General features: G+C 58.3%; 19 protein-coding genes. 8 read left to right on the top strand and 11 right to left on the bottom strand.

Annotated elements, in window-relative coordinates; genetic code table 11:
* Positions 1 to 10: 10 nt before the first annotated feature.
* The 6 genes from AC2FJZ_RS04385 to AC2FJZ_RS04360 form a co-directional block, all read right to left on the bottom strand.
* Positions 11 to 2,047: a bifunctional aldolase/short-chain dehydrogenase gene (locus AC2FJZ_RS04385; RefSeq protein WP_496776199.1), complete on the bottom strand. Its 2,037-nt coding sequence runs from the start codon at positions 2,045 to 2,047 to the stop codon at positions 11 to 13.
* A 75-nt stretch (positions 2,048 to 2,122) separates the two neighbouring features.
* Positions 2,123 to 3,217 (bottom strand): S-methyl-5-thioribose-1-phosphate isomerase, encoded by a 1,095-nt coding sequence (gene mtnA, locus AC2FJZ_RS04380; RefSeq protein WP_496776198.1) that lies wholly within the window; start codon positions 3,215 to 3,217, stop codon positions 2,123 to 2,125.
* 121 nt (positions 3,218 to 3,338) lie between these two features.
* Positions 3,339 to 3,794 (bottom strand): YaiI/YqxD family protein, encoded by a 456-nt coding sequence (locus AC2FJZ_RS04375; protein ID WP_496668079.1) that lies wholly within the window; start codon positions 3,792 to 3,794, stop codon positions 3,339 to 3,341.
* Positions 3,791 to 5,248, bottom strand: a complete 1,458-nt coding sequence (gene sthA / locus AC2FJZ_RS04370) for a Si-specific NAD(P)(+) transhydrogenase (protein WP_496668078.1) — start codon at positions 5,246 to 5,248, stop codon at positions 3,791 to 3,793. Before sthA ends, AC2FJZ_RS04375 begins: the two co-directional genes overlap by 4 nt.
* 3 nt (positions 5,249 to 5,251) lie before the next feature.
* Positions 5,252 to 6,085: an S-formylglutathione hydrolase gene (fghA, locus tag AC2FJZ_RS04365; RefSeq protein ID WP_496668077.1), complete on the bottom strand. Its 834-nt coding sequence runs from the start codon at positions 6,083 to 6,085 to the stop codon at positions 5,252 to 5,254.
* A gap of 103 nt (positions 6,086 to 6,188) precedes the next feature.
* The gene (locus tag AC2FJZ_RS04360; protein ID WP_496776197.1) at positions 6,189 to 7,118 is read right to left on the bottom strand and encodes an AEC family transporter; all 930 of its coding nucleotides are present in this window, start codon (positions 7,116 to 7,118) and stop codon (positions 6,189 to 6,191) included.
* Positions 7,119 to 7,265: 147 nt separating this feature from the next.
* Between AC2FJZ_RS04360 and AC2FJZ_RS04355 the strand changes: the two genes are divergently transcribed.
* Positions 7,266 to 7,883 carry a TetR/AcrR family transcriptional regulator gene (locus AC2FJZ_RS04355; RefSeq protein WP_496668075.1) on the top strand — a complete coding sequence of 206 codons (618 nt, stop codon included), beginning with the start codon at positions 7,266 to 7,268 and terminating at the stop codon, positions 7,881 to 7,883.
* Between the two features lie 106 nt (positions 7,884 to 7,989).
* On the opposite strand, the gene AC2FJZ_RS04350 is transcribed toward AC2FJZ_RS04355, so the two are convergent.
* The 3 genes from AC2FJZ_RS04350 to AC2FJZ_RS04340 form a co-directional block, all read right to left on the bottom strand.
* Positions 7,990 to 9,360, bottom strand: coding sequence for an HlyD family type I secretion periplasmic adaptor subunit (locus AC2FJZ_RS04350; RefSeq protein ID WP_496776196.1), 1,371 nt, complete (start codon positions 9,358 to 9,360; stop codon positions 7,990 to 7,992).
* The gene (locus AC2FJZ_RS04345; RefSeq protein ID WP_496776195.1) at positions 9,357 to 11,117 is read right to left on the bottom strand and encodes a type I secretion system permease/ATPase; all 1,761 of its coding nucleotides are present in this window, start codon (positions 11,115 to 11,117) and stop codon (positions 9,357 to 9,359) included. Before AC2FJZ_RS04345 ends, AC2FJZ_RS04350 begins: the two co-directional genes overlap by 4 nt.
* 63 nt (positions 11,118 to 11,180) lie before the next feature.
* On the bottom strand, positions 11,181 to 14,381 hold the full coding sequence (locus AC2FJZ_RS04340) for a beta strand repeat-containing protein (RefSeq protein ID WP_496776194.1): 3,201 nt from the start codon (positions 14,379 to 14,381) through the stop codon (positions 11,181 to 11,183).
* A 360-nt stretch (positions 14,382 to 14,741) separates the two neighbouring features.
* Between AC2FJZ_RS04340 and AC2FJZ_RS04335 the strand changes: the two genes are divergently transcribed.
* The gene (locus AC2FJZ_RS04335; protein ID WP_496776193.1) at positions 14,742 to 15,716 is read left to right on the top strand and encodes a LysR family transcriptional regulator; all 975 of its coding nucleotides are present in this window, start codon (positions 14,742 to 14,744) and stop codon (positions 15,714 to 15,716) included.
* A 157-nt stretch (positions 15,717 to 15,873) separates the two neighbouring features.
* Entirely contained in the window at positions 15,874 to 17,322 is a 1,449-nt protein-coding gene (gene phnY, locus AC2FJZ_RS04330) for a phosphonoacetaldehyde dehydrogenase (RefSeq protein WP_496776192.1), read from the top strand.
* Here phnY and hutC read toward each other — a convergent pair.
* Positions 17,316 to 18,017, bottom strand: coding sequence for a histidine utilization transcriptional repressor HutC (gene hutC / locus AC2FJZ_RS04325; protein WP_496776191.1), 702 nt, complete (start codon positions 18,015 to 18,017; stop codon positions 17,316 to 17,318). The two genes, phnY and hutC, sit on opposite strands and share 7 nt — an antisense overlap.
* A gap of 80 nt (positions 18,018 to 18,097) precedes the next feature.
* On the opposite strand from hutC, the gene AC2FJZ_RS04320 reads away from it, so the two are divergent.
* Entirely contained in the window at positions 18,098 to 18,631 is a 534-nt protein-coding gene (locus AC2FJZ_RS04320) for a HutD/Ves family protein (protein WP_496776190.1), read from the top strand.
* Here the strand turns inward: AC2FJZ_RS04320 and AC2FJZ_RS04315 are convergent.
* Positions 18,628 to 19,992 (bottom strand): formimidoylglutamate deiminase, encoded by a 1,365-nt coding sequence (locus AC2FJZ_RS04315; protein ID WP_496776189.1) that lies wholly within the window; start codon positions 19,990 to 19,992, stop codon positions 18,628 to 18,630. The two genes, AC2FJZ_RS04320 and AC2FJZ_RS04315, sit on opposite strands and share 4 nt — an antisense overlap.
* 82 nt (positions 19,993 to 20,074) lie before the next feature.
* Here AC2FJZ_RS04315 and hutI point away from each other — a divergent pair, with 82 nt between their 5' ends.
* From hutI to hutU, 4 genes are read left to right on the top strand one after another with little or no spacing between them, the layout of a single operon-like run.
* A complete protein-coding gene (gene hutI / locus AC2FJZ_RS04310) occupies positions 20,075 to 21,283 on the top strand; it encodes an imidazolonepropionase (protein ID WP_496776188.1) in 1,209 nt (402 codons plus the stop codon).
* A complete protein-coding gene (hutH, locus tag AC2FJZ_RS04305; RefSeq protein ID WP_496776187.1) occupies positions 21,280 to 22,818 on the top strand; it encodes a histidine ammonia-lyase in 1,539 nt (512 codons plus the stop codon). The genes hutI and hutH overlap by 4 nt, the downstream gene beginning before the upstream one ends.
* Positions 22,815 to 23,621 (top strand): N-formylglutamate deformylase, encoded by an 807-nt coding sequence (gene hutG / locus AC2FJZ_RS04300; RefSeq protein ID WP_496776186.1) that lies wholly within the window; start codon positions 22,815 to 22,817, stop codon positions 23,619 to 23,621. Before hutH ends, hutG begins: the two co-directional genes overlap by 4 nt.
* A complete protein-coding gene (gene hutU / locus AC2FJZ_RS04295) occupies positions 23,618 to 25,300 on the top strand; it encodes a urocanate hydratase (protein WP_496776185.1) in 1,683 nt (560 codons plus the stop codon). The genes hutG and hutU overlap by 4 nt, the downstream gene beginning before the upstream one ends.
* The last annotated feature ends 89 nt before the right edge of the window (positions 25,301 to 25,389 follow it).

Genomic DNA, 25,389 nt, shown 5'->3' with positions numbered 1-25,389 from the left:
CTGTTGGGCACTATCGCAGTTCGGCTTCGGTGTTGCCTCCGTCAACGGTCACAACATGTCCCGTGGTGCGCTCCATCAGCGCCAAGGCGACGAAGGCATCTGCCACATGCTGCGCCTCAACTTCGCGGCCAAGCAGGTTGCCAGACATATAGGTTTCTTCAGACACCCCGCGCGCTGCGGCGCGTTCCTGAATGAACCCGTCCGTCAACAGTCCGGATCGAATGCGGTCGGCATTCATGCCGTTGACGCGAACACCATGTTCGGCCAGTTCAAGCGTCAGTTGGCGCATCAGGAACAGGGTGGCGGCTTTGGGCGTACCATACGCGCCCAAATTGCGGCCTGGATTTATGGACTGTTTCGAGATGTTGAACAAGATCTGACCACCCCGGCCTTGTGCCCGCATCACCTGCGCGGCGCGTGTTGCAAAAGCCTTATGGGCAAAGAAGTTCAGCTCGAAAGCTTGGCGAAACTCTTCATCCCCAAGCTCCAGCAACGCGCCCGAGGTCGCAGTCCCGGCGTTGGAGACAAGAATGTCGAGACCCCCAAACCGATGGACCGCAGCAGCCATTGCTGCGTCTGGGGCATCCTTGTCGGTTACATCGCAGGCAAATGTTGCGTGCCAGGAACCCAGGTCTGATCGGGCCTCTTCCAGTGCTGTCTCATCCCGATCCACCAAAAGGATGTTGGCCCCGGCGCGTGCAAAGGCTTTGGCTGTCGCCAGCCCAATTGCACCCGCACCGCCGGTGACCATCACGATCCGGCCTTGCAACGGCGGAGGTGCGCTCTTGCCAAGTTTTGCCTGCTCAAGCGACCAGTATTCGCAATCGAAACGGTCTTTTTCACCGATCGGGTAAAATCCGCCCGCGTCTTCACCCACGGAACGGACACGAACATTCTGCTCTGCAAGGTCAGCGGCGATTGAGGCGGCCTTGGCGTTCGCACCAATACCCAACAATCCGACGCCTTCGATCCACGCGTGTTTGGGATCTGGCGTCAGCAACGTCTTGGGTTCATCCACCTGTGGTGCCTGCCGGTCAAAATAGGCGCGATAAGCGTCAGCGAAAGCTTCGACTTTTGCCTTGAGCTGCGCCCTTCCGGCTGCAAGGTCAGACGCGCGCAGAACAAGCGGGCATCCCTTTGTGCGCAACACATGGTCCGGCGAGGCCATGCCGCGCTGGGATAGCTCCTCAAGATCCGACCGGTCAAAGAACTGCATGACTTCCGGTCCGTTACGCAAGTCGAAGACAGGCATAGCATCGTCTCGTCGGACCGCGACCTCGGCGATGACCCCGCGCAGGATCGGCAGGGCGTCAAGGTTCGTTGCGGGATCGCGCCGCCCGATCGTCGTCAGCTTTTTCATGCCGAAATAGGCAGCGACCTCATTGGTATGCGAAACGATCCGGTCATAGCTTTCCCGGGCCGTGGCACCAAAGGTGAAATGCCCATGATTGAGCAGCAAAAGCCCTTCGACATTTGGATTTGCGTCGAACACTTCGGCCGCTTTCTTCGCCAAGCCGAAGCCCGGCATAATATAAGGCACGATGCCCAGCCGGTCGCCAAATATCTTACGACAGATTTCCTCGGCATTGGGCAGGTTTGCCAACACCAGAAATGGGGTCGCATGTGTGTGGTCCACGTATTTGTGCGGCAGAAACGCGTGAAGCAACGTCTCGACAGACGGGTTCGGAGAGCCGGAGTCCAACAGGTTGGCACGCTGAACGTTGACCATCTGGAAATCAGAGAGATGACCCAACGCCCGCAGTTCCTTCAGTGGATCCAGCCAAACCCCAGGCAAGCCCGGCGCCTCGATACTGTCCAGATCCCATCCCGACCCTTTGACATGAAGAACACGCTGCGGCGTGCCAAACAGATCCGGGCGCTCCAGCTTGACCGAAGTGTTGCCGCCGCCATGCATCAACAGATCGGGGTTCTGACCAATAAGCCGCGAGGTGTAGACACGTTCACCCAGTTCCTGATCGGCCGGATCGGCCCCGGCCTGTTCGCGCCATTTCTGGGCCTCTTCTGCCTTGTACCAGTTTTCAATCATTCTCAATCTCAGCAAGTTAAGCGCACGTGCCCCTAAGGGTTTGCGGCAGGTTCGTGTACAGGCTTAAACAAAAAGTTAACCAACCTTTTCCGGAAACAGGTTTGTCAGCCCTTCGGCTGAGGCAGCGCACACACCACGCTCTGTGATCAGCCCGGTCACAAGTCTGTTCGGTGTAACATCAAAAGCGGGATTGCCGGCTTCCGTACCTGTTGGGGTTACACAAACATCCGCGATTTCCCCGCTGTCATCGACACCCATGACGTGGCTCACTTCCCGTGCATCGCGTTCCTCAATCGGGATTTCGGCCACACCGTCACGTACAGTCCAGTCAATTGTGGGCGAGGGCAGGGCGACATAAAACGGCACGCCATTGTCTTGCGCTGCCAAAGCCTTGAGGTAGGTGCCGATCTTGTTGCACACGTCGCCTTGTGCTGTGGTGCGGTCCGTGCCGGTGATGACCAGATCAACCAGCCCGTGCTGCATCAGGTGGCCGCCGGCATTGTCCACGATGTATCGATGGGGAATGCCATGCTCGCCCAATTCCCATGAGGTCAACGCACCCTGATTGCGGGGCCGGGTTTCATCCACCCAAACATGCAGGGGGATGCCCTCGTCATGCGCGTGATACATCGGGCTTGTGGCCGTACCCCAATCCACGGTTGCCAGCCAGCCCGCATTGCAATGGGTCAACAACCGTACCGGTTCACCCGCGGGTTTGCGCGCGGCGATCTCCTTGATCAGCTCCAACCCGTGTCGACCAATCGCAGCATTGATTTCGACATCTTCATCCGCGACTTCTTGTGCCAAGGCCCAGGCGCGTTCGGCGCGATCAGACGCGGCCAGCGGCATCAGGGCCTCTCGGCATCTGTCCAAAGCCCAACGCAGGTTGATTGCGGTTGGGCGGGTTGCGTGCAGAACTTCATATGCCGCATCAAACGAGGCTTCGGAACTGTCACGAGACATCTGTTCAGCTATGCCAAAAGCGACCGTTGCGCCAATCAGAGGCGCACCCCTGACCCACATATCCCGAATTGCCGCTGCAAACTCATCCAACGTTTTCAAGGTCACGACCCGGAAATCATGCGGTAGCCAGCGTTGATCGATGATCCGAACCTCACCCCGCGACTTGTCCCACCAAATCGATCGATAGTGAGTGCCCTGTACTTGCATAATGCAGTCTCCGTGTTCGAATGGTCTGACCAGAATTCAAACATAAGGTGCGTTCTTACGCAGGACTTGTAAACGGGCGTTTCCAGTTCGGCGTCAGTATTTTGACCGGTTGAAGGTCACGCTAACCTCGCATGGCAGCGCGAATTTCCCGTTCCAAAGCATCCAGAAACCGGGACCGATCCGCTTTGCTGAACGGTCGTCCGCCACCACCCGCACCAAGTGGATTGGCCGCGCGCAGGTCTGCCATCAAATCGCGCATCGCCAGCTGCTGACCAATGTTTGCCGCTGTAAAGGCTTCACCATTCGGGCGCAGAACACGCGCGCCTGTCTCGACACACTTGGCGGCCAGAGGGATGTCGGATGTTATAACCACATCCCCAGTTCCGCACCGCTCGGCGATCCACTTGTCGGCCTCATCAGCACCTTCCGAGACGATGATGACCTGCACCAGCGGATTGGCCGATGGACGAAGCCCGCCATTGGACACCAGCGCCAAGGGCACTTTGTGCCGTGTTGCAACCCGTTCAGCCTCAGCCTTCACGGGGCAGGCATCGCCATCGACATAAAGCGTGGTCACGCCTTCTTGGCCTCCTTCTTGGCGGGCTCGGCTGGCTGTTTGCGCACCTTGAACTCTTCGGGGATCGGCATCCGATTGAACGCATCCAGCCCGGCAATCTTGTAAGCTTCGGCCAGAGTTGGATAGTTGAACGTGTTCTGAACGAAGTAATCCACAGTGCCCTTAAGGTTCAACACAGCCTGCGCGATGTGGATCAACTCGGTCGCGCCTTCGCCAACGATCTGCACACCCAAGACCCGGCGGGTTTTGAGCGAGAACAGCATTTTCAGCATCCCGTGCTCCAGCCCCATGATATGCCCGCGTGATGTTTCGCGGAACCGGGCAACACCAACCTCATAGGGGATACCGCGTTCCTGCAGTTCTTCCTCGGACATGCCGCAAGTGGAAATCTCGGGCACGGAATAGATGCCATAAGGATACCAAGGGCTTTCCGGCAACGTGGGTGTTTCAAGTGCATGACAGGCGGCCACACGTCCCTGTTGCAGCGAGGTCGAGGCCAGAGAGGGGTGCCCGATGACATCGCCGGTCGCATAGATATGCGACACCGATGTCTGATAGGTCTTGCGATCGACCTTGATCCGGTTGCGGTGGTCTGTTTCCAACCCAACGGAATCGAGATTGAGTTTTGACGTCGCGCCCATGCGCCCGGCTGCGAACAGAAGCATTTCGGCCCGAAGATGGCGACCGTTTTCCAGTGTCACTTCCACGTGCTCGCCAGCATCTTCGATCTTCTCAACAGCCGAACCCAATCGCAGGTCAACGCCGTTTTCCCGAATCTGATGGGTAAAATCATGGATCAAACGGCTGTCGATGAAGTCCAGGAAAGTGTCGCGCGGTTCGACCAATGTCACCCGCACGTCCAGGGCCGAAAACATTGTGGCATATTCGACCCCAATGACGCCCGCGCCAATAACGACCAGTGACCGTGGAATCTCTGCCATTTCCAGAAATTCGTCGCCGTCGACCACGGTCTTGCCGTTGAATGGTACGTATTCCGGGCGGTAGGTTTTGGTCCCAGTGGCGATCAGAAACTTGGCAGCTGTCACCCGCGTGGTTTCACCGGCATCGGTGGCGACTTCCACCTCATGAGGCCCAATGAACCTGGCCAGGCCATCCAGCGTATCGACATGGTTGCGGTTGAACTGGTGCTCCAACACGTCGACCTCGTGGTCGAGCGTCATATGCAGACGGGCCTTCAGATCTTCGGCGCGGATCTGATCTTTGACCCGATATGAGCGGCCGTAAAAGCTGCGCTCACGCCAGCCCGAGAGGTTCAGCACCGTCTCGCGCAGGGTTTTGGATGGGATAGTGCCAGTATGGACCGACACTCCGCCAAACCGATCTTTGCGATCGATGACCAATACCCGACGCTTCAGTTTCCCGGCTTGAATGGCAGCGGATCGCCCCGAAGGGCCGGACCCGATGATAATCAGGTCGTAATCGTATTTGCTCATTCCTCAGTCTCCGTACAGTGCTTCAGCATGGAACGTGATGTGGTCCTCCATGAAGGTGGAAACGAAGAAGTACGAATGGTCATAACCCGGCTGAAAGCGATATGTCGCCTGCTGACGGCGTTCGGCGATGGCTTGGGCCAGTGCTTCGGGGCGCAGCAGGTCCATGAACTGGTCATTGGCGCCGGTGTCGATCAGAATCGGGCCATCGAACCCTTTTTCCTTCATTAGCAAAGACGCATCATGCTTGGCCCAGAGGGTCTCATCACCGCCCAGATAGGCGCTAAGCTGCTTACGGCCCCAATCTGCACCTGTCGGGTTCGAAATCGGTGCAAAGGCCGATACTGAGCGGAACCGTCCGGGCAGGTTCATCGCCAGCGTCAGGGCTCCGTGACCACCCATGGAATGTCCGGTGATAGCCTGGCGTTCGCTGTCGATTGCAAAGTTTTCAACCAGCAAGGCGGGCAGTTCTTCAGCAGTGTAGTCCCACATCTGGAAATGCGGGGCCCATGGGTTTTGCGTCGCGTTTACATAAAACCCTGCGCCCTGACCCAGATCATAGTCTTCGTGGTCCGCAACCGCTTCGCCACGCGGCGACGTATCAGGGAATACGATGGCTATCCCTTGTTCTGCGGCCCAGGCTTGAGCACCGGCTTTGGTCATGGCGTTTTCATGGGTGCAGGTTAGGCCCGAGAGGTACCACAGGATCGGAACCGGACCATCTTTCGCCTCGGCCGGAAGAAAAAGGCCAAAGGTCATGTCACATTGGCAAGCCGAAGAGGCATGGCGGTATACGCCCTGCACTCCGCCAAAACAGGCGTTTTCCGAGAGGGTTTCCATCAGGCATGGTCCTTACATTAGAGTCGCGATATGGCTAACGATCCTAAGACCCGGCGTAAAGTCCGACAGCCTTCGGCGAGAGTATTTTTCGAAAAGGTGAAGGTCAGAGACCATTCAGCCATGCGATGGCAAGCGGTACTGTCAAAATGCTGCAAACAGTCGAGAGCAGAATGGCGGCAGAGGCCCGCTGAGGAGCAACCCCGTAATGCGCGGCCAGCATGTACACATTGCCGGCGACCGGCAAGGCGGCTGCCGCAATGGCAACCGTGGCCGGGAAGATGTCGATTGGCACAAGCCAGAGCAGAGCAACCGCAACGCAGATCGGGTGGACCACCAGTTTACAAAAACTCAGCCAGGCTGCGATTTCGATGCGTTCTGCCGATTTGCCCGCCAGAGACGCCCCGATGGCGAACAATGCGCCGGGCGTGGCCGCGCCACCTAGAATGGTCAGGAAATCATACAAAGGTCCGGGAACTGGGATCTCAAGAGATGACCAGAGCAACCCTGCCGAAATGGACACGATCATCGGGTTTTTGACCAGACCCAGACCAATCAGTTTGAACGTGGCCGGCATCAGCCTGCCATCACGCCCGCCATTAATCAAAATCACGATGAGGGATGAAAAAACGACCAGATCAACTGTTAGAACAATCATCACCGGACCGATGGCGGCTTCGCTGAACAAAAGCGCGAGCATGGGTAAGCCCAGAAAGCCGACATTGCCGATGGCCGCGCATTGCGCCTCGACTGCGCCTGTCGGAACATCCAGCCGCCGCAACCATGCGACACATGTCGCCAGAGCATAAACCGCAACCGTACCGATCAGATATCCAAGGATAAGGCCTGCATTGAAGATCTCGGCGAAGGGCAATGTGGCCGCGAACCGAAACAACATTGCCGAAAGCGCAAAGTAGAAAACAAACTTGGTCAGATAGGCAGTTGCCTCAGCGCTGAAAAACCGTGTGCGTCCAGCCCAATAGCCCAGACCGATGATTGCAAAAAAGGGAAGTGTGCGCAAAAAGACATCGACCATGGGCAAATTCCTAGCACGGTTTGCGCGCGCGGCAAGCCCCTGTCACCGCCAACGACGGATCGGAAGGTTTTCTCAAAAAAGTTGAAAACCATTGTATCTGAACCGAGCGGTTTATAAGCTGGCGCAATCAATGATCCCGGAGAAGACATGACTCAGACTGCCACCATCCTGCGCACAGGCCGAAAGTTCGACCAAGTTTTGCGCGGGGCCCGAGAGGTTTTCATGGCAGATGGGTTTGAAGGTGCAAGCGTGGACGACATAGCCCGCGCGGCCGGTGTGTCGAAGGCGACCCTGTACAGCTATTTCCCGGACAAGCGCTTGCTGTTCATGGAAGTTGCGCAAACGGAATGCCGCCTGATGTCAGAGCGCATTATTTCGATGATCGATGAGACCAAACCGGCGCGCGAAGTGCTGCAAATCGCGGCCACGCAGCTGACCGCTTTTCTGGTCTCGGAATTCGCGCAGCAAGTGTTTCGGATCTGTGTGGCCGAGAGGGACCGTTTCCCCGAGCTTGGCCTCGCGTTTTATGAGGCGGGGCCAAAAAACGGCCAGCGGCAGATGGTAGAGTATCTGGAAAAGGCCGTGGCCAAAGGGGAACTGGCGATAGAAAACGTGCAAATCGCGGCCGAGCAGTTTTCCGAACTGTGTAAGGTCCGTATATGGACCCGCGCGGCGTTTGGTATTCAGAACAGCTTTAGTCAGAGTGAGATAGACGAAGTTGCGACACAGGCTGTGGACATGTTCTTGGCCCGTTACGGGTGCTAATTTTTAAAAGTGATGGCCCGTGCCCCGAAATGGGACACAGACCATCGCTCACTCAACAAAACACTCGATACTGATCAACCTACGGGTAAAAGTCTTGTGAAACTCTTTACTCGATAAAAGTTCGCGCCAAGCGTTCGCTGACGGGCTGTGCCAGATAAGCGATCACAGAACGCTCGCCTGTGGTGACGAACAGGTCTGCGGGCATACCGGGCACCAGTTCCAAAGCCGCCACCTCTTCGGATTGCTGTTCATCCAGTTTGACCCGCGCTTCATAGTAGGCCTCACCCGTCCGCTCGTCCTCCAATGCGTCAGCCGAGATATCAAAGATTGCACCTTGGGCCTCGGGCACATCGGCTTGGGCAAAAGCGGACAGGCGGATACGTGTGGCCTGACCGATATTAAGCTTGTCGATGTCACCTGGTTTCACACGGGCTTCGACAATCAGCGCTTGATCTGCAGGCACGATTTCCATGATGTGTTCACCGGGTCTGATCACCCCGCCTGTGGTCGACGCGGCAAGGTTCACAACACGGCCGCTGGCTGGCGCAAGGATCTCGATCCGTTTGCGGCGTTCCACGGCGCCGGAAAACTGCGGGCGCAAGAGGTCAAGCTGGGCATCGACAACGGCCAACTCACTGGCAAGTACTTCATCCCGTAGCTTTTGCTGGCTGATCATTGTCAATTGCAACTCGCTGACCTGGTTTTCTGCCTGGGCAATCTGTGTCCGAAGCGAAGCATCAGCGCCCGAAAGCCGTTCAACCTCAATCTGCCGTGAGCTCACTCGCGTGACGGCAACCAAGCCTTTGTCTAGAAGGGTCCGCAGGCTTTCCAACTCTGTCCGTGTGATTGCTATCTGGTTCTGCGTGCTGATCCGTTGCTCATTCAGGCCATCGATTTGATCACGCAGCGCCGAAATACGTTGCGCGTTGATCTCTGCTTCAGTCGCGCGGGCGCGGTATTCCGCATCGAACAGTTGTTTCTGCGTTAGGAAGGCCGAGGACCAATGCAGACGGTTCATATCTTCCTCAAAGTTCTGGAACGCCGCGGCTTCACCAAACTGAGCCAACCCCTGCATCTGCGCGTTTAGGCGTGCGCGGCGTACGGAAAGCTCTCCGATCTGGCTGCCAAGCACGCTGAGATCAACGTCGATCTCGGTGCTATCGAGACGGATCAGAGGTTGCCCCTGCTCGACGGCTTCACCATCGGCGACCAGAATGGACCGGACGATGCCGCCGTCCAAATGCTCAACTGTTTTGCGATCGCCTTCGACGACAAAGGACGCAGGCGCGACAACAGCACCGTCAAGCCGGGACGCAAAAGCCCAGTAGATGCTGCCGCTGACAAAGGCCAGCAAGGTGAAGAGACCAAACAGAACATACATCCGGATGCCGGGTGTGGTTTCGGTCATGTCGACAACTTGCGCATCATAGAGGTCTGGCAAGGAGTTGCTCGAAGTAAAGGGAACGATCCGGGTCATTGGGCGGCTCCTTGAATGCGGGTGGTTTCTGAAAGGGACAGGGCAGGTTTGCCGGAGGCTGCGCGTTGTGCCGCGGATTTCAGCACGTTGCGGGCCTTGACCTTCAACACGTCGTCCTTGTCGCCAAATTGGGTTTGTGACCCGTTGCGAATGACCATGACCTTGTTGGCCGCCTGCAATGTGGCAGGGCGATGGGTCATAACGATGCTGATCGATCCCCGGGCCTGAGCCGCTAGAATAGCGTCGCGCAGGGCTTTTTCGCCATCCTCATCCAGGTCCGAGTTGGGTTCATCCAGCACCAGCACAAACGGATCACCATAAAGAGCGCGGGCCAAGGCAAGGCGCTGCCGCTGTCCGCCGGACAGGAAAAACCCCTGACCGATGCGCGTTTCATACCCGTCGGGCAAATTGCTGATCAGCTCATGCACTCCGGCCTCGCGAGCAACGCGCAGGACCTCGGCGTCGTCGATGGCAACTGCAAAGCGACCGATGTTTTCACGGATCGTGCCGTCAAACAGGTCCACGTCCTGCGGTAGATAGCCGATCTGCTCACCCAGATCTTCATGGTTCCATTTCGACATCGGGCTGCCATCCAACAAAACCTCGCCGCGTTGCGGGTGCCAGATCCCGGCCAGCATCTTGCCTAGCGTTGTTTTGCCGGAACCGCTGGGGCCGATGATCGCCAGCACATCGCCGGCAGACAGGCTGAAATCAATACTACGCAGGGTGGCATTGACCGCGCGTGGCGGACCCGCCTGCGCGATTCTCACGTCCAGAGACTTAAAAGCACGGGGCAGGTGCAGATTGGCAGGTGTTTCCGAAAAATCTTCGGTGAGTTGTGTGATCTTGGCATATGAGCCACGCGCGGCTAGAAAGGTGCGCCACTGCCCGATCAACTGATCGATTGGGGCCAGAGCACGGGCCAGCACGATCGTGGCCGCGATCATGACGCCTGCTGTGGTTTCACCTGTGATGGCCAGTGCCGCGCCAAGACCAAGAGCTGCGGATTGCAGCCCCATGCGCAGTGTCTTGGACATGACCGAAAAACTGGCGATCCGGTCGGCGACACGGGTCTTCTGGCGATGTGCCTCGATCTGCAAAGCAGTCCAGCGCCGAACCAGATCGGACTTCATGCCCAACGCATGGACCAGCTCGGCATTGGTATCTCCGGTTCGAAACAGCGCATCCGAGCGGCCGCGCGCCTGTGCTGCCTGCTGCATCGGCTTGTGTGCACGGGCATTGTTGATCAGCGCCATAGCGGTCAGCGTCAAAGCCCCGACCAGTCCGAGCAATCCAAGAAGGGGGTGCAGAACATACAGAACCAACAGGTAAATCGGTATCCACGGGGCGTCGAAAAAAGCGGTCAGGGTTGTGCCCGAGAGGAACTCGCGAAATCCGTTCACGTCCTCGACCAGATTGTCGCCCGCGCCAGCTTCACCCTGTACCCTGCGTTTCATGGCAGCCCCAAGTACAGGGGCGCCGACGTTCATCTCGAACCGGGCGGCAAGTCGGCTCAGAATGCGCATCCGTATCAGGTCAAGGCAGGCGATGACCACAAAGACACCCGCCAGCAGCAGCGACAGGGCGATCAGCGTATCAGCGTTCTGACTGGTCAGTACACGGTCATAGACCTGCAGCATATAGATCGGTCCAGCCAGCATCAGCAGGTTCAGAAACAGGCTAAAGAAGGCAACTGCGACAAATCCTTTGCGCAGCGACCCCCAGGCGGCTTTGACGGGATTGGTTTTCTGCAACATCGTGTTGATCCTTTCCGACTGGAAAAAGAGGGGCGACCCTGGGCCGCCCCGCCAATTGTTTGCTTAGGCGACGAAATCGTCTTCGTTCAGATCGGTTGTGTTGATGCCGACCAAACGGACCGTGCCTTCATCGCCGAAGCTGATCACGGCATCATCGCCGTCCTGTGCCACGTTGACCTGAGCACCGAAGTCTGGTCCGAAATCACTGAATTGCAGTTGATCATGACCAACTTCGAAGTCTTCGACGGTGTCGTTGCCAAAGTTCGCACCGAACTGGAACGTATCCGCTCCTGCGCCACCGATCAGGACGTCATCGCCGCCTTCACCGTTCAGCACGTCTTCTCCGCCTGCGCCATACAATACGTTGGTCGAGCTACCGCCGACGATCACGTCGCCCTCATCGGAACCGATAACGTTTTCAATGGACCGCAGAGTGTCGGTTTCGATCTGGTTATCGATGACGTCCTGACCAACGACACCGGTGCCGCCCGCAGAATCCACGTCCAAAGTAGCGCCAGCATCCACAAGCGTATCCTGGACAACCGGGCCGTTTTGTCCGGCAGGTGCATTGTGCAAATGGATGGCAGAAACGACACCGGGGATCGGGGTATTCAGGTCAGCTTCGTTCAGGCCCACAACGTTCAGTTCGCTGGAATAGGTGACTTCACCGGTTGCCAGGTTTTGAGTGATGACAACGGTTGCGTCACCCGTTGCTGCGCTGTCCGAGGTTGGTCCCGGCTCCTGCGTAGCATCCAGATCGCCGCTCAGTGTGACAGTGCGAATACCGCCTTCCGTCACATCGCTATCAACCAGCAACTGTCCACGGATTTCACCAGCCGGGAATTCTGCCGTGTGGATGTTGTAGTACAGGTTGCCTTGAACCGCTTCCTCAACAAACCAAGCACCGTCCGGGATGTCTGCCCCAAACTGATCAGGTGCCGCGACAGCCGTATCCGTGATCGATACGCTGAACCCGGTGTCTCGTGTGGCTGTCCCGTTGCCATTGGCATCCAGGCGAACCTCGACTGCGACATCCAGATCCGAGAAGTCGGCCGTGTCGATGCCGTCGCCACCGTCGATGAAGTCATTGCCCAGACCACCGGTCAGAACATTGTCTGTTTCGCCCGCGATCAGAACATCATCGCCAGCTCCACCGTAAATGTTGCCATTGGTGGTGCCCAGATCGACAAATATGTCATCGCCATCGCCCAGCAGAACGTCGCCGTTGATCACACCTTCGTCGTCGTTGATGATTGTGACTATGCCTGCATCCGACGCGTCAATGGCATTGACGGTGCCACGGATCTCGCCCTCGTTGAGGATTGCACCCAGCAGGTTCAGACCACCATCCACGCGGATACCGGCAGCGGCATCCGAGTCCTCGGATCCAGCAATCAGACCTTCGTTGACCACAACACCGGCAAAGGACGCCTCATCCTGACTGGTAAACAGACGCAGGCCATCGCCAACCTGATTGCCCTCGGCAGCGTCACCGCGGCCTTGCAGCGTGCCTTCGTTCAGAACAGCGGCCGAAACCACATCGCCCGATACGCCGCCGGTCTGCAGCGACACGGCCGAGCCGTTGTTGCCTTCGCCTGCGTCCACCACACCCGTATTCGTGAAGGTATAGTTGTTCGCGGTGCCATCTGCATAAACGGTACCGTTGCGCTGGTTTCCGGTGCCTAGGATGTATCCGTCGTTTTCGACCGACAGCCCGATACCGTCAATGTTGAGCGCGCGGCTGTCCGAGGTCACGGTACCCTGGTTCAGGAACCAACCGCCAGAATGGTCGCCAGTGCCGAAATAAACGCCGTTCTGACCACCCGCGAAAACGCCGGTTTCTTCGTTGACCAGCTGTCCCTGGAAATTGACGTTGTTCACGGCACGGAATGCACCGACAGTACCGTTTGCTCCTTCCGATGTGACAGTGCCACTGTTGGCAATGGTGCCGGTAAACGAGGCAGGGGCAAAGCCACCTTCCTGACGCACGCCTTCCAGGCGAATACCGTCACCCGCAGTACCCAGTGCCGCCCCCGCGTTGCCGCGACCGGCGATCGTTCCGGCGTTTTCAATCTCGACCTCGCCATTTCCGTCTTCGGCCAACGACAGCGAGATACTCGCGCCGTTGTTGTGTTCACCTGCATCAATCGTGCCTGTGGCAAGGTTGTTGATCGAATAGTCACGGGCCGTGTCGTCGGCATAGATCGTGCCATTGCGCTGGTCACCTTTGCCCAGAATGTCGCCACCATTGATGATATCGACGCCCGAGCCGTCGATATTCACCGCGCGACTGCCGGACTGGATGGCGCCAAAGTTCAGCACATCCAGATCGTGCTCACCATCACCGATATACAGGCCGTTGCGCGGGCCTTCGATCACCCCGGTCGAGGTGTTCAGGATTTCACCTTCGGCATTTGCGCCATCGGCAATACGGATGCCAGCTGCGGTGCCCTGATTGCTTTCGGTCGAGATCAGACCGCTGTTGACAATCTCGGTTTCAAGAACAGTGCCCTGAGCCCCGTCATCGATACGAATACCGTCACCGGCCAGTGATGTGTTCGACGCCGCTTGACCACGACCCTGAATGGTCGCCCCAAACCCATTAAACACGTCGGTTTCGACGCGATCATCAACCTCATCTCCAATTTGCAGCGAGATGCCAGCACCCTGATTGCCTTCACCCGCATCAATCAGACCGCCGGTGAAGTTCGAGATCGACACATCCTCGGCAGTCGAGTTGGTGTAGATAGTGCCGTTGCGCTGGTCGCCGGTTCCGATGATATCGCCGAAGTTGCGCACATTGACGCCCTGGCCCTGAATATCGACCGCACGACTGTCAGAAGAGATGACGGCACTGCGGAAGTTGTCCAGATTGCCTGAGCTTTCAGCGCCCGCAAATTGCACACCGTTGAACTCACCCGCGATCTCGCCAAAGTTGCGAACCGAGGCGCTGCCGGTGACCTGAACACCAGTTGCAAGGGCATCAGGACCATTATTCGCTTCGATCTGACCCGAGCGGAAGTTGAAGATATCAACATCCTGACCCTGTGCCTGAACAGCGGCAACGGCGTTGTTGGTGACAATCTCGCCAAAGTTCAGCAGGCGCGAAAAATCATTCGCCAAAACAAAGGCCGGCGTGTCGTCAACGACCGTGGATTGAAAGAAGTTGTTGATGAGGGTTTGGCCATCGCGGGATGTCTCTTGTGCCAGGGTCGACGTGGTCAAGAGACGGGCGCGCAGGCCTTCTGCAAATTGGGACAGCATGGATCACTCCGTCAATAAGTTGCGTTCGTGCTGGCGGCCCGTTTTCCGGGCAGCCGACGCAACAAAGGACTAGGCCGCCCCGCACAGCATCTGAAATTCATGATCCAAATCGGGTGTATAACCATCGCAAATACTCACGATCTTCGTGAGGAACGAAACATCGAAGTCGCAACAAACACGGCGTTTTCGTCCAGGCTGGGTTGGCTGCAAGTCTATTCGATTTCGAGGTTTGACAGATTTGTTAACGGATGTGAGCGGCAATCCGGCCGGAATCGTCTCAGTGGTCTTCTGAATTCTGTCGCCAGTTCGTATTTTGATAGACGATTATCTGGAAGAAATTGCTTCAGGAATGGATGCCCCGTGAACCTCAGAGATCTGGAATATGTACTTGCCATCGCAAAACACGGCCAGTTCAGTCAGGCAGCAGCATCTTGCAACGTGTCCCAGCCCGCCATGTCGAACCAGATCAAAAAGCTCGAGCAGGAATTGGGCACCGATCTGTTCCTGCGCCTCAATAATGAGGTGCGCCCGACACTATACGGTACCCGCGTTGCGGAAATCGCGCGGCGCATTCTGAACGACGCGCAGGAAATCCGCGATACGGCCACTGAATTCCGCGACCCCGAGGCCGTCCCCCTGACAATCGGCATGACCCCTACGTTGGCCCCGTATCTGACCGGATATTTTTCCACGCTCTTCAGTACTCTGTTTCCCAAGATGCGAGTCACGCTGGTTGAGGACCTGCCACAAAACATGTTGCGCAGGGTCGAAGATCACACGCTGGACATGGCGCTGGTCGCCAAGATCAACAACAGTGCGACTTTGGACTTCACTTCGATCTGGTCCGAACCCTTGTTTTTGGCTCTGCGCGAAGGGCACCCCCTGTGCACACTGTCTTCCATCGCCCCTGAAGAGGTGCCAAAACATGACTTCATCCGGTTACCACATAGCTTCGGATACGATCTCGAAGATCGGCTGCCCAAGCAAGACGAGACAACCCGGATCAGCAAGCGCTTTGATCTGACCGCATTGCGGTTTGAGACGATCTGCCGTCATCTCTGCCATTCCGACGATTGCACCATTGTCTCGGCTTTGGCAGCGGAACAATTCAAACGGGATAACTGGCCTTTGTGTTTCATTCCATTTGACGCCCCCGGGCACCTGCGGGATCTTGGCGCAGCCACTCGTCCAAACTGCCCCAGAAAGCCGATGCTAGCGCGTATCGGAGCCTACATCTTGGAAAACCCGCCGGTTGGTGTAATCCCCACCTATCAGCCGGAAAACGAGACTCCACTCCGACCCACCAATTCTGAACCTGTGCCCGAGAAAATGTAGCTGCCTATAGAGCCACAGACTTGGTTCCACGAAATAGAGCGGGACTATCCATACATTCTATTGACGCAAGGCAAAGTGCAGCACTATCGGTTGTTTCGTTGATATCCGGATGGTCGGCCACGCGTAGCTGTGGCCGCCGAAAAATTGGAACAGGGACATGGCCGAAACCGAAATCCGACACGAAGGTATGCGCATCGGTGGACAGGTTGTGTTCACGGAAGACACTGTTCCTGTGCATTATCCCTATACAAATGCGGTGGTCGGCACCGTTCCCGCGGGAACTGTCCAGCATGTACGGCAAGCTTTTGAGGTTGCGGCAATCTACACCCCAACCCTGACCCGATACGAGCGAAGTCAGATTCTTCGACGAGCAGGGGAGTTGATAGGAGAAAGACGCGACTATCTGGCCAAATGGCTGACACTGGAGCTGGGCATTTGCCATCAGCATTCGGTATATGAAACCAAACGCGCACAAGACGTGTTTCAGTTCGCCGCCGCCGAAGCCCTGAAAGATGATGGAGAAGTGTTCTCCTGCGATCTGACGCAAAATGGCAAAGCGCGAAAAATCTTCACCAAGCGTGAACCTGTCACAGCGATCAGTGCGATTACTCCGTTCAACCACCCCCTGAACATGGTTAGCCACAAGATCGCGCCTTCGATTGCAACCAATAACTGTATGGTTTGCAAACCAACCGAACTGACACCACTGACAGCACTGACATTGGCCGACATTCTGTACGAGGCGGGCCTGCCGCCCGAGATGTTCCAGGTCGTCACCGGCTGGCCAAAGGACATTGGCGACGAAATGATCACCAATGACAATATCGACATCATCACTTTCACCGGCGGCGTCCCTGTAGGCAAGCTCATCGCCTCAAAGGCAGGCTACAAGCGACAGGCGCTTGAGTTGGGCGGGAATGACCCCCTGATTGTGCTGAATGATCTGGGTGACGCTGATCTGGAACGCGCTGCGACACTTGCGGTTGCTGGCGCCACGGGGAACTCGGGTCAGCGCTGCACCGCCATCAAGAGAATCCTGGTTCAAGCCAGCGTAGCGGATCGTTTTGTTCCCATGGTGCTGGAGAAAGCCAAAGCCATCCGGTTCGGTGATCCTCAGGACCTCGAGACCGAGTTGGGCTGTGTCATCCATGCCGAGGCCGCAGAGCTGTTTGAGAACCGCGTGCTAAAAGCGGCAGAGCAGGGGGCGGACATCCTGTACCATCCGGGTCGGCAGGGCGCATTGCTGCCGCCGATCGTTGTCGACAAAGTGCCCCACGGCAGCGAGTTGGTCATGGAAGAGACTTTTGGTCCTGTCATTCCTATCGTGCGTGTGCCGGATGACGACGCGGAGGTTATGCAAATATCAAATAGCACCGCGTTTGGCCTGTCGTCGGGTGTGTGCACCAACGATCTGAACCGGGCTATCGCCTATATTAATGGGTTGGACGTGGGCACCTGTAACATTTGGGAACAGCCCGGCTTTCGGATCGAAATGTCACCTTTCGGGGGGATCAAGGACAGCGGCAATGGCGTCAAGGAAGGCGTGATCGAAGCGATGAAATTCTTCACCAACGTCAAAACCTATTCACTTCCATGGCCTCAATAAGTCGTTCTCATTTGATACCCTTGATGGAACGTCATGCGCACAAACGTGACGGGTTTGTTTTGGAACCATGTTGTGCGTTCGAGCTGAAAGAGTGGTGTACCTGTCGGAACGGATAGGAACTCTTGCAGGGGGCCGGTTGCTGGGACGGCCGAGAAAGCAATTTCCGCGTTTGAGAACGGGACTTCGGCCAGCAGCCATTCGTTGGGGCCGGTGGTCAGAAAGTCTTCGTTCGTCACATGTGGCACTGCATCGACATTGATCCAGCGTTCTTCGAACTGGAAAGGTCGGTTGTCGGCCTGGTGCATGCAAGTCAGATGTACGATCTTTGCGGCCTCTGGCAGGCCGAGCTTGGCCTGCAGCCATGCAGGGCAGTCGATCACGGTGCGACTGACGAGGGCATAGCGGTACTGGGCATTCATCTCTTCGATAGTTTTGCGGACCACGGTGATGGGCAGTTTGGCCTGTTTGACCGGTGTGGTGACAACACGGGTGCCCCCTTTGCGTTTGCGGGTGACAATGCCCTGATCGGCCAGTTCGCGCAGGGCGCGGTTGACAGTGGCGCGCGCGCATCCAAACTCTGTGGCCAATTCGATTTCGGTGGGCAGCAGACTGCCCTGCGGCCAAACGCGGGTCTGAATGCGGTTGAGCACTTCGTCGCGGATGTCCTGGAAACCGACATTCTTTTGTTCAGACACGCTCTGCCCCTGTATTTTTGACGCTCATAATCATATTATGTCCAGAATAATAGAGATATGCAAAGAAATTGATCCGACTGATGATGAGAGTGGACGCGTGCAAAGCCACCCGCTGGGCCAATGGCGGCGGTGTGACCCGGGAACTGGCGGCCAAACGGGTCGGGGGTCAGGTCGCTTGGCGCATCAGCGTGGCCGAGATCGAAAGGGAAGGGCCCTTCTCGCTCTTTCCGGGGCTGGCGCGGGTGCACACGATCATCGAAGGGCCCGGGCTGGCCTTGCATGGCGCGGATGAGGTGCTCGGCGCACGTCCGTTTGAACCTCTTCGGTTTGACGGGGCGCTGGCCGTGACAGCGCGGCTGCTGGACGGACCATGCCGAGCGTTCAACGTGATTTATGACCCGCAGATCGTCTCGGTCACTGTGGATGTTCATTCAGGTAAGCAGGCTTTCTATGTTGCGAAAGATGAATTTGTCTTTGTTGTGTCGGGGACAGTCTCGACGGACAGCACGCGGCTGGTGGCGGGGGACGCGATTAGGACGGCTGGCGCCGCGATGCTCGCTCCGGCTCCTGACTCCAAAGTGCTGCATGTCCGCTTTGCGGAAGTTCCCGCTTAAAGATCCGACAGAAGCCCGGTCATCAAAGTCCGGTAATTGGACGTGATCCGTTCGCGATCCACATGACGGCCGTTCTGCACCTGATGGCGGCCTGCAGACCACAGGTTGGTGACAACATGGTCTTTGGCAGCAAAAACGAGACCATCCAGCAACTGGTCCGACCTCAGCGTGCAAAGCGCCGGGTCCTGACTGTTGATGGCGACGAGATCGGCCAGCTTGCCTTGGGCGATCTCCCCGGCGTCGCGGCCCAGAGCCTGCGCACCGCCCAAGGCCGCGCCCGTGTACAAGGTCTGTCCGACCGAGCCTTCACCGACAACCATCACATTGCGGGACAGATCGCGCAGGCGTTGGGAATATTCCAGCGTGCGCAGTTCTTCGGTCAGGGAAATCAGCACGTTCGAATCCGAACCTACACCAAAGGTTCCGCCCGCGCTCAGGTAAGTCGGGCCGTTGAAAGGTCCATCGCCCAGATTGGCCTCGGTCACAGGGCACAAGCCCGCGACGGCACCGGTGGTGGCCATGGCGCGGGTCTCCTCCTCGGTCATGTGGGTGGCGTGGATCAGGCACCATTTGGTGTCGACTGCCGCATTGTCCAGCAGCCACTTGACCGGACGCGCGCCCAGACCAGCCTGAATCTCGGTCACTTCTTTGGGTTGTTCTGCGATATGGATATGGATCGGACCATCGCCTTGTGCGGCCACAACTCTTGCCAAATCGGCGGGTGAGATGGCGCGCAGGGAATGCGGCGCGATGCCGACGCGGCAGTCGTTTGGCAAGGCACCAAGCGCGCCGCGCGCCTGTTCGACCAACGCGCAGAAGCGGTCCACATCATTGCCGAACCGGGCTTGCCCGGCCTCAAGGGGTTTTTCCCCGACGCCTGAATAGGAATAGAGCACCGGAAGATGGGTCAGGCCGATCCCGGTCTCGGCTGCGGCTTTCATGATCCGGTCTGAAAGCTCGGCGAGGCGATCATAGGGCTGCCCGTCCGGCTGATGGTGGAGGTAGTGGAACTCTCCGACCGAGGCATACCCGGCCTCCTGCATCTCAAGATAGACCAGCGCAGCAATGGCCTGCACCTGTTCGGGGCTGAGATGGGCGGTGAAGCGATACATCAATTCCCGCCAGGTCCAGAAACTGTCACGTCCGGCCATGCGGTACTCGGTCATGCCAGTCATAGCGCGCTGGAAGGCATGGCTGTGGAGGTTGGCCAGCGCAGGCAGCAGAGTGTCGACCTGCGTGTCGCCTGGTTGCGCCATCGCACTCGGCGTCAGACGCCCGATCAGCCCGCCTTCAATCTCAAGCCGCAGATTCTCGGCCCAGCCAGTCGCCAAAAGGGCGCGGTTCGCAAAAATGGTCGTCACGCTATTCTCCAATTTTATGAATAGACATAATACACAAGGCCATGTACGAGAAAAGAGAGAATTGCGGGAATGAGGGATTCGAATGCAAGTTCGCGATCAGCTGTTCACCGATCTGCATGCCGCCACCATGACCGGTGAAGGCGCATATGGATTGATCGAGGATGCGGCAATTGCCGTACAGGGTGCGCGGATCGTCTGGGTTGGGTGTCAGTCTGACATTCCAGACGCATATTCGGCGTTGCCGCGCACGTCTTTCGAAGGTCGTCTGGTGACGCCTGCGCTGATTGACTGCCACACCCATGTTGTGCATGGCGGTCACCGCGCCGTAGAATTCGAGATGCGCCTGAACGGAGCCAGCTATGAAGAGGTTGCAAGGGCAGGCGGCGGGATCATCTCGACGGTGAAGGCCACACGAGAGGCTGAAGTTGACGATCTGATTGCACAGGCGCTGCCCCGTGTGGATGCAATGCTGGCCGAAGGTGTCTCGGTGATCGAGGTCAAGTCGGGATACGGGTTGGATCGTGAAACTGAGCTGAACATGCTACGCGCCGCTCGGGCCTTGGCCGATCATCGCCCGGTGCGGGTTGTGACCAGCTTTCTGGGCGCCCATGCGGTTCCGATCGAGTACAAAGACCGGCCCGAAGCTTACATCGCCGAGGTCTGTATCCCAACCCTGCGCGCGGCGCACCGGGAAGGTTTGGTGGATGCGGTTGATGCGTTTTGCGAAGGGATCGCGTTCCTGCCGGATCAGCTGGTGCCGCTGTTTGACGTGGCGAAAGAGCTTGGCTTGCCGATCAAATGCCATGCCGAGCAGTTGTCCAATCTGGGGGGTGCAAAACTTGCCGCCTCTTATGGCGCTCTTTCGGCGGATCACATCGAATACCTCGATGAAGATGGCGTGAAGGCTATGGCCGAGGCTGGCACTGTGGGCGTGATCCTGCCCGGAGCCTTTTATACCCTGCGCGAGACCCAAGCCCCGCCTATTGATTTGCTGCGTCAGCATAAGGTGCCGATGGCGCTGGCCACCGATTGCAACCCGGGGTCGGCCCCTGTGACCTCGCTGCTGCTGACCATGAACATGGGGTGCACCCTGTTCCGCATGACGCCCGAAGAAGCACTGCAGGGCGTGACCATCCATGCGGCCCGCGCACTGGGCTTGACGGATTGTGGCGGCATTATCCCCGGCCTGCGCGTCGATCTGGCTGTCTGGAATGTCACCCATCCGGCCGAGCTGGCCTATCGCATTGGCTTTAACCCGCTTCACACCCGCATTATTGGAGACACAACTTGACCACCCTGACGCTTACTCCAGGTGAAGTCTCTCTGGCACAGCTGGAACAGGTTTACCGCGAAGAATCTCCGGTGCGGCTGGAGCCGGCTTGCCGGCCCGGTATCGAGGCCGCCCATGCGCGCATCGCCGATGCAGCCGTGGGTGAGGCGGCGGTTTACGGAGTCAACACCGGTTTTGGCAAACTGGCCAGCGTCAAGATCGCGGCTGAGGATACCGCGACCCTGCAACGCAACCTGATCCTGTCTCATTGTTGCGGCGTGGGTCCTGCAATTCCGCGCGCGATCGCGCGGCTGATGATGGTGCTGAAGCTGCTCAGCCTCGGACGCGGCGCATCCGGCGTACGGATGGAACTGATCGTCCTGCTGGAGGATATGCTGGACAAGGGTGTGACCCCGGTGATCCCGGCGCAGGGCTCTGTCGGGGCTTCAGGGGATCTGGCGCCGCTGTCGCATATGGCCGCTGTGATGATGGGGGCCGGTGAAGCCGAGTTCGGCGGTACTGTAAAATCCGGCGATCAGGCCTTGGCGTCGGCAGGTCTGACGCCCATCGAGCTGGGCCCCAAGGAAGGTCTGGCGCTGATCAACGGCACCCAGTTCTCGACGGCATTTGCTCTGGCGGGTCTGTTCGGAGCATGGCAGGCCGCGCAGAGTGCGCTGGTCACATCAGCACTGACCACAGATGCCATCATGGGCTCGACTGCGCCATTGCAGCCTGAAATCCATACGCTGCGCGGCCATCGCGGTCAAATCGAGGCAGGGTCCACCATGCGTGCCATTCTGGCCGGCTCGGTGATCCGTGAAAGCCATCGCGAAGGCGATACCCGGGTGCAGGATCCCTATTGCATTCGCTGCCAGCCGCAGGTTGTTGGTGCCGCGATGGATGTGCTTCGGCAGGCGGCTACGACCCTCGAGATCGAAGCCAATGCCGCCACCGACAACCCGCTTGTTCTGCCCGAGGCCGGGCTGATCGTCTCGGGCGGCAACTTCCATGCGGAGCCGGTGGGCTTTGCCGCCGACATGATTGCGCTGGCGCTGGCCGAGATCGGGGCAATTGCCCAACGCCGCATTGCCCTGATCGTTGACCCGGCGCTCAGCTTTGATCTGCCACCCTTCCTGACGCCCAATCCCGGGCTGAACTCGGGGCTGATGATTGCCGAAGTTACAACGGCAGCACTGATGAGCGAGAACAAGCACCTGGCCAACCCCTGCGTGACGGATAGCACGCCCACATCGGCTAATCAGGAAGACCATGTCAGCATGGCTGCACATGGCGCGCGTCGATTGGGGCAGATGGTCACAAATCTGGAGCGCATTCTGGGTGTCGAGTTGCTCTGTGCCACGCAAGGGGTCGAATTCCGCGCGCCGCTGCCCACCAGCGAGGTCTTGCAGGGCGTGATGGCGCGGCTGCGCGTGGTCGTGCCACCCCTGGGTGATGACCGCTATACCGCGCCGGACATCGAAGCAGCGTCAGCCTTGATCGCCAGCGGCGAGATTGCCCATGGCACGGGCGTCGACATGCCGGAGCTTGGCACGTGACCGACGCGGTTGAGATCACCCGCGGCGACAGTCCCATCGTCCTGGGCCTGCCGCATACTGGCACCTATGTGCCACCCGAGATCGCGTCCCAGCTGAATGACCGGGGCCGGGGACTGGATGACACTGACTGGCACATCCACACACTCTATGACGGGTTGCTGCCGGGTGCCACCACGGTTCGGGCCACTTTCCACCGCTATGTGATCGACGCCAACCGCGACCCGTCCGGCGTGTCGCTCTATCCCGGCCAGAACACCACGACGCTGGTGCCGCTGACGGATTTTGACGGACAGGATATCTGGGCACAGCTTCCGTCCGGGGGCGAAATTAACGCACGGCGCGCAGCTTTCCACGTGCCTTACCACGCCGCTCTTTCGGCTGAACTGACGCGGGTGAAGGCGCTGCATGGGTTTGCCATTCTGTATGACTGCCACTCGATCCGCAGCCACATCCCGTTCCTGTTCGACGGGGTGCTGCCAGACTTCAACATTGGCACCAATCTTGGCGCAACCTGTGGCGCGCGGGTCGAGAAATCTGTCCTGGACATCTGCGAAACAGCGGCGGGCTACAGCACCGTGCTCAATGGCCGCTTCAAGGGCGGCTGGACTACACGCCATTATGGCCGTCCGGCTGACGGCCTTCATGCAATCCAGATGGAACTGGCACAATCCACCTATCTGAGCGCCGAGACAGCACCCTGGACCTTTGATACAGGCAAGGCCGATCGCCTGCGCTCTTATCTCAAAACCATACTCGACAGCCTGGCCGCGCTGGCCCCTCAGCTCACCGGAGGACCCCGATGACCGACCCCCGCAAGAACACCCGTGACATCTATCCGCCCACAGGACCGGAGTTGAACGCCAAAAGCTGGATGACCGAAGCGCCGCTGCGGATGCTGATGAACAACCTGCACCCCGACGTAGCCGAAAACCCGCATGAGCTGGTGGTCTATGGCGGCATCGGGCGCGCTGCGCGGACGTGGAACGATTTCGACACCATTGTCGCCAGCCTCAAGGATCTGGAAGAGGATGAAACGCTGGTTGTGCAGTCCGGCAAGCCGGTGGCCATTGTCCGTACCCATACTGATGCGCCGCGTGTGCTGATCGCCAACTCAAACCTCGTACCGCATTGGGCCAATTGGGATCACTTTAACGAACTCGATAAGAAGGGTCTGATGATGTACGGCCAGATGACCGCTGGCTCGTGGATCTATATTGGCACGCAGGGCATTGTGCAGGGCACCTATGAGACCTTTGCCGAAGCCGGGCGTCAACACTATGGCGGCGACCTGACCGGCAAATGGATCCTGACCGGTGGCTTGGGCGGCATGGGTGGCGCGCAGCCTTTGGCGGCTGTCTTCGCCGGGGCCTGCTGTCTGGCGGTGGAATGCAACCCCGACAGCATCGATTTCCGCCTGCGTACCAAATACCTGGACGAAAAGGCCGAGACACTGGACGAAGCGCTTGAGATGATCGACCGTTGGACCAAGGCGGGCGAAGCCAAATCGGTCGGCCTGCTGGGCAATGCGGCCGAAATCTTCCCTGAGGTCTACCGGCGGATGCAAGCGGGCGGGATGCGCCCCGACATCGTTACCGACCAAACCAGCGCCCATGATCCGGTCAACGGGTATTTGCCGCTGGGCTGGACCATGGCGCAGTGGAAGGACAAGCGGGAAAGCAATCCTAAAGCGGTCGAAAAGGCGGCCCGCGCCTCAATGAAGCAACACGTGGCCGCGATGGTCGACTTTTGGAACGCCGATGTTCCAACGCTGGATTACGGCAATAACATCCGTCAGGTGGCTCAGGATGAGGGGCTGGAAAACGCTTTCGCTTTCCCCGGCTTCGTACCTGCCTATATCCGTCCTCTGTTCTGCCGTGGCATCGGCCCGTTCCGCTGGTGTGCGCTGTCGGGTGACCCCGAGGATATCTACAAGACGGACGCCAAGATGAAGGAACTGTTCCCCGAGAACACCCATCTGCACAATTGGCTGGATATGGCGCGGGAGCGTATCGCCTTCCAAGGCCTGCCCGCCCGCATTTGCTGGATCGGATTGGGTGACCGTCACCGCGCTGGTCTGGCTTTTAACGAAATGGTCCGCAACGGTGAGCTGAAAGCGCCCGTAGTCATCGGCCGAGACCACTTGGACAGCGGTTCCGTCGCTTCGCCAAACCGTGAAACCGAGGCGATGCAAGACGGCTCTGACGCTGTCAGCGATTGGCCCTTGTTGAACGCTCTGGTCAATACCGCCTCCGGTGCAACATGGGTTTCGTTGCATCATGGCGGCGGCGTTGGCATGGGCTTCTCTCAGCATGCAGGTGTTGTCATTTGCGCCGACGGCACTGACGAAGCGGCCAAGCGGCTGGAGCGGGTTCTCTGGAACGACCCGGCCTCGGGGGTGTGGCGTCACGCGGATGCCGGGTATGAGGATGCCAAGGCCTGTGCACGCGAGCATGGGCTGCGTCTGCCGGGTATTCTGGGCTGATTTGCTCATTCATCTTTTAATTTATCGGCGTGGCTTAGCGCTAACGTTGAAATTTCCGGTTTCGAACCGGGTGTCTTTCGGCTAGGGCT

It is taken from the genome of Ruegeria sp. CDSA079, from assembly GCF_059612245.1.
This window is presented reverse-complemented; position numbering and strand designations above follow the sequence as displayed.

Excerpts from the sequence above, each read along its gene's own strand:
- AC2FJZ_RS04385 (WP_496776199.1), bottom strand. The coding sequence starts at position 2,047 with ATGATTGAAAACTGGTACAAGGCAGAAGAGGCCCAGAAATGGCGCGAA.
- mtnA (WP_496776198.1), bottom strand. The coding sequence starts at position 3,217 with ATGCAAGTACAGGGCACTCACTATCGATCGATTTGGTGGGACAAGTCG.
- sthA (WP_496668078.1), bottom strand. The coding sequence starts at position 5,248 with ATGAGCAAATACGATTACGACCTGATTATCATCGGGTCCGGCCCTTCG.
- fghA (WP_496668077.1), bottom strand. The coding sequence starts at position 6,085 with ATGGAAACCCTCTCGGAAAACGCCTGTTTTGGCGGAGTGCAGGGCGTA.
- AC2FJZ_RS04360 (WP_496776197.1), bottom strand. The coding sequence starts at position 7,118 with ATGGTCGATGTCTTTTTGCGCACACTTCCCTTTTTTGCAATCATCGGT.
- AC2FJZ_RS04355 (WP_496668075.1), top strand. The coding sequence starts at position 7,266 with ATGACTCAGACTGCCACCATCCTGCGCACAGGCCGAAAGTTCGACCAA.
- AC2FJZ_RS04350 (WP_496776196.1), bottom strand. The coding sequence starts at position 9,360 with ATGACCCGGATCGTTCCCTTTACTTCGAGCAACTCCTTGCCAGACCTC.
- AC2FJZ_RS04345 (WP_496776195.1), bottom strand. The coding sequence starts at position 11,117 with ATGTTGCAGAAAACCAATCCCGTCAAAGCCGCCTGGGGGTCGCTGCGC.
- AC2FJZ_RS04340 (WP_496776194.1), bottom strand. The coding sequence starts at position 14,381 with ATGCTGTCCCAATTTGCAGAAGGCCTGCGCGCCCGTCTCTTGACCACG.
- phnY (WP_496776192.1), top strand. The coding sequence starts at position 15,874 with ATGGCCGAAACCGAAATCCGACACGAAGGTATGCGCATCGGTGGACAG.
- AC2FJZ_RS04320 (WP_496776190.1), top strand. The coding sequence starts at position 18,098 with ATGATGAGAGTGGACGCGTGCAAAGCCACCCGCTGGGCCAATGGCGGC.
- hutI (WP_496776188.1), top strand. The coding sequence starts at position 20,075 with ATGCAAGTTCGCGATCAGCTGTTCACCGATCTGCATGCCGCCACCATG.
- hutU (WP_496776185.1), top strand. The coding sequence starts at position 23,618 with ATGACCGACCCCCGCAAGAACACCCGTGACATCTATCCGCCCACAGGA.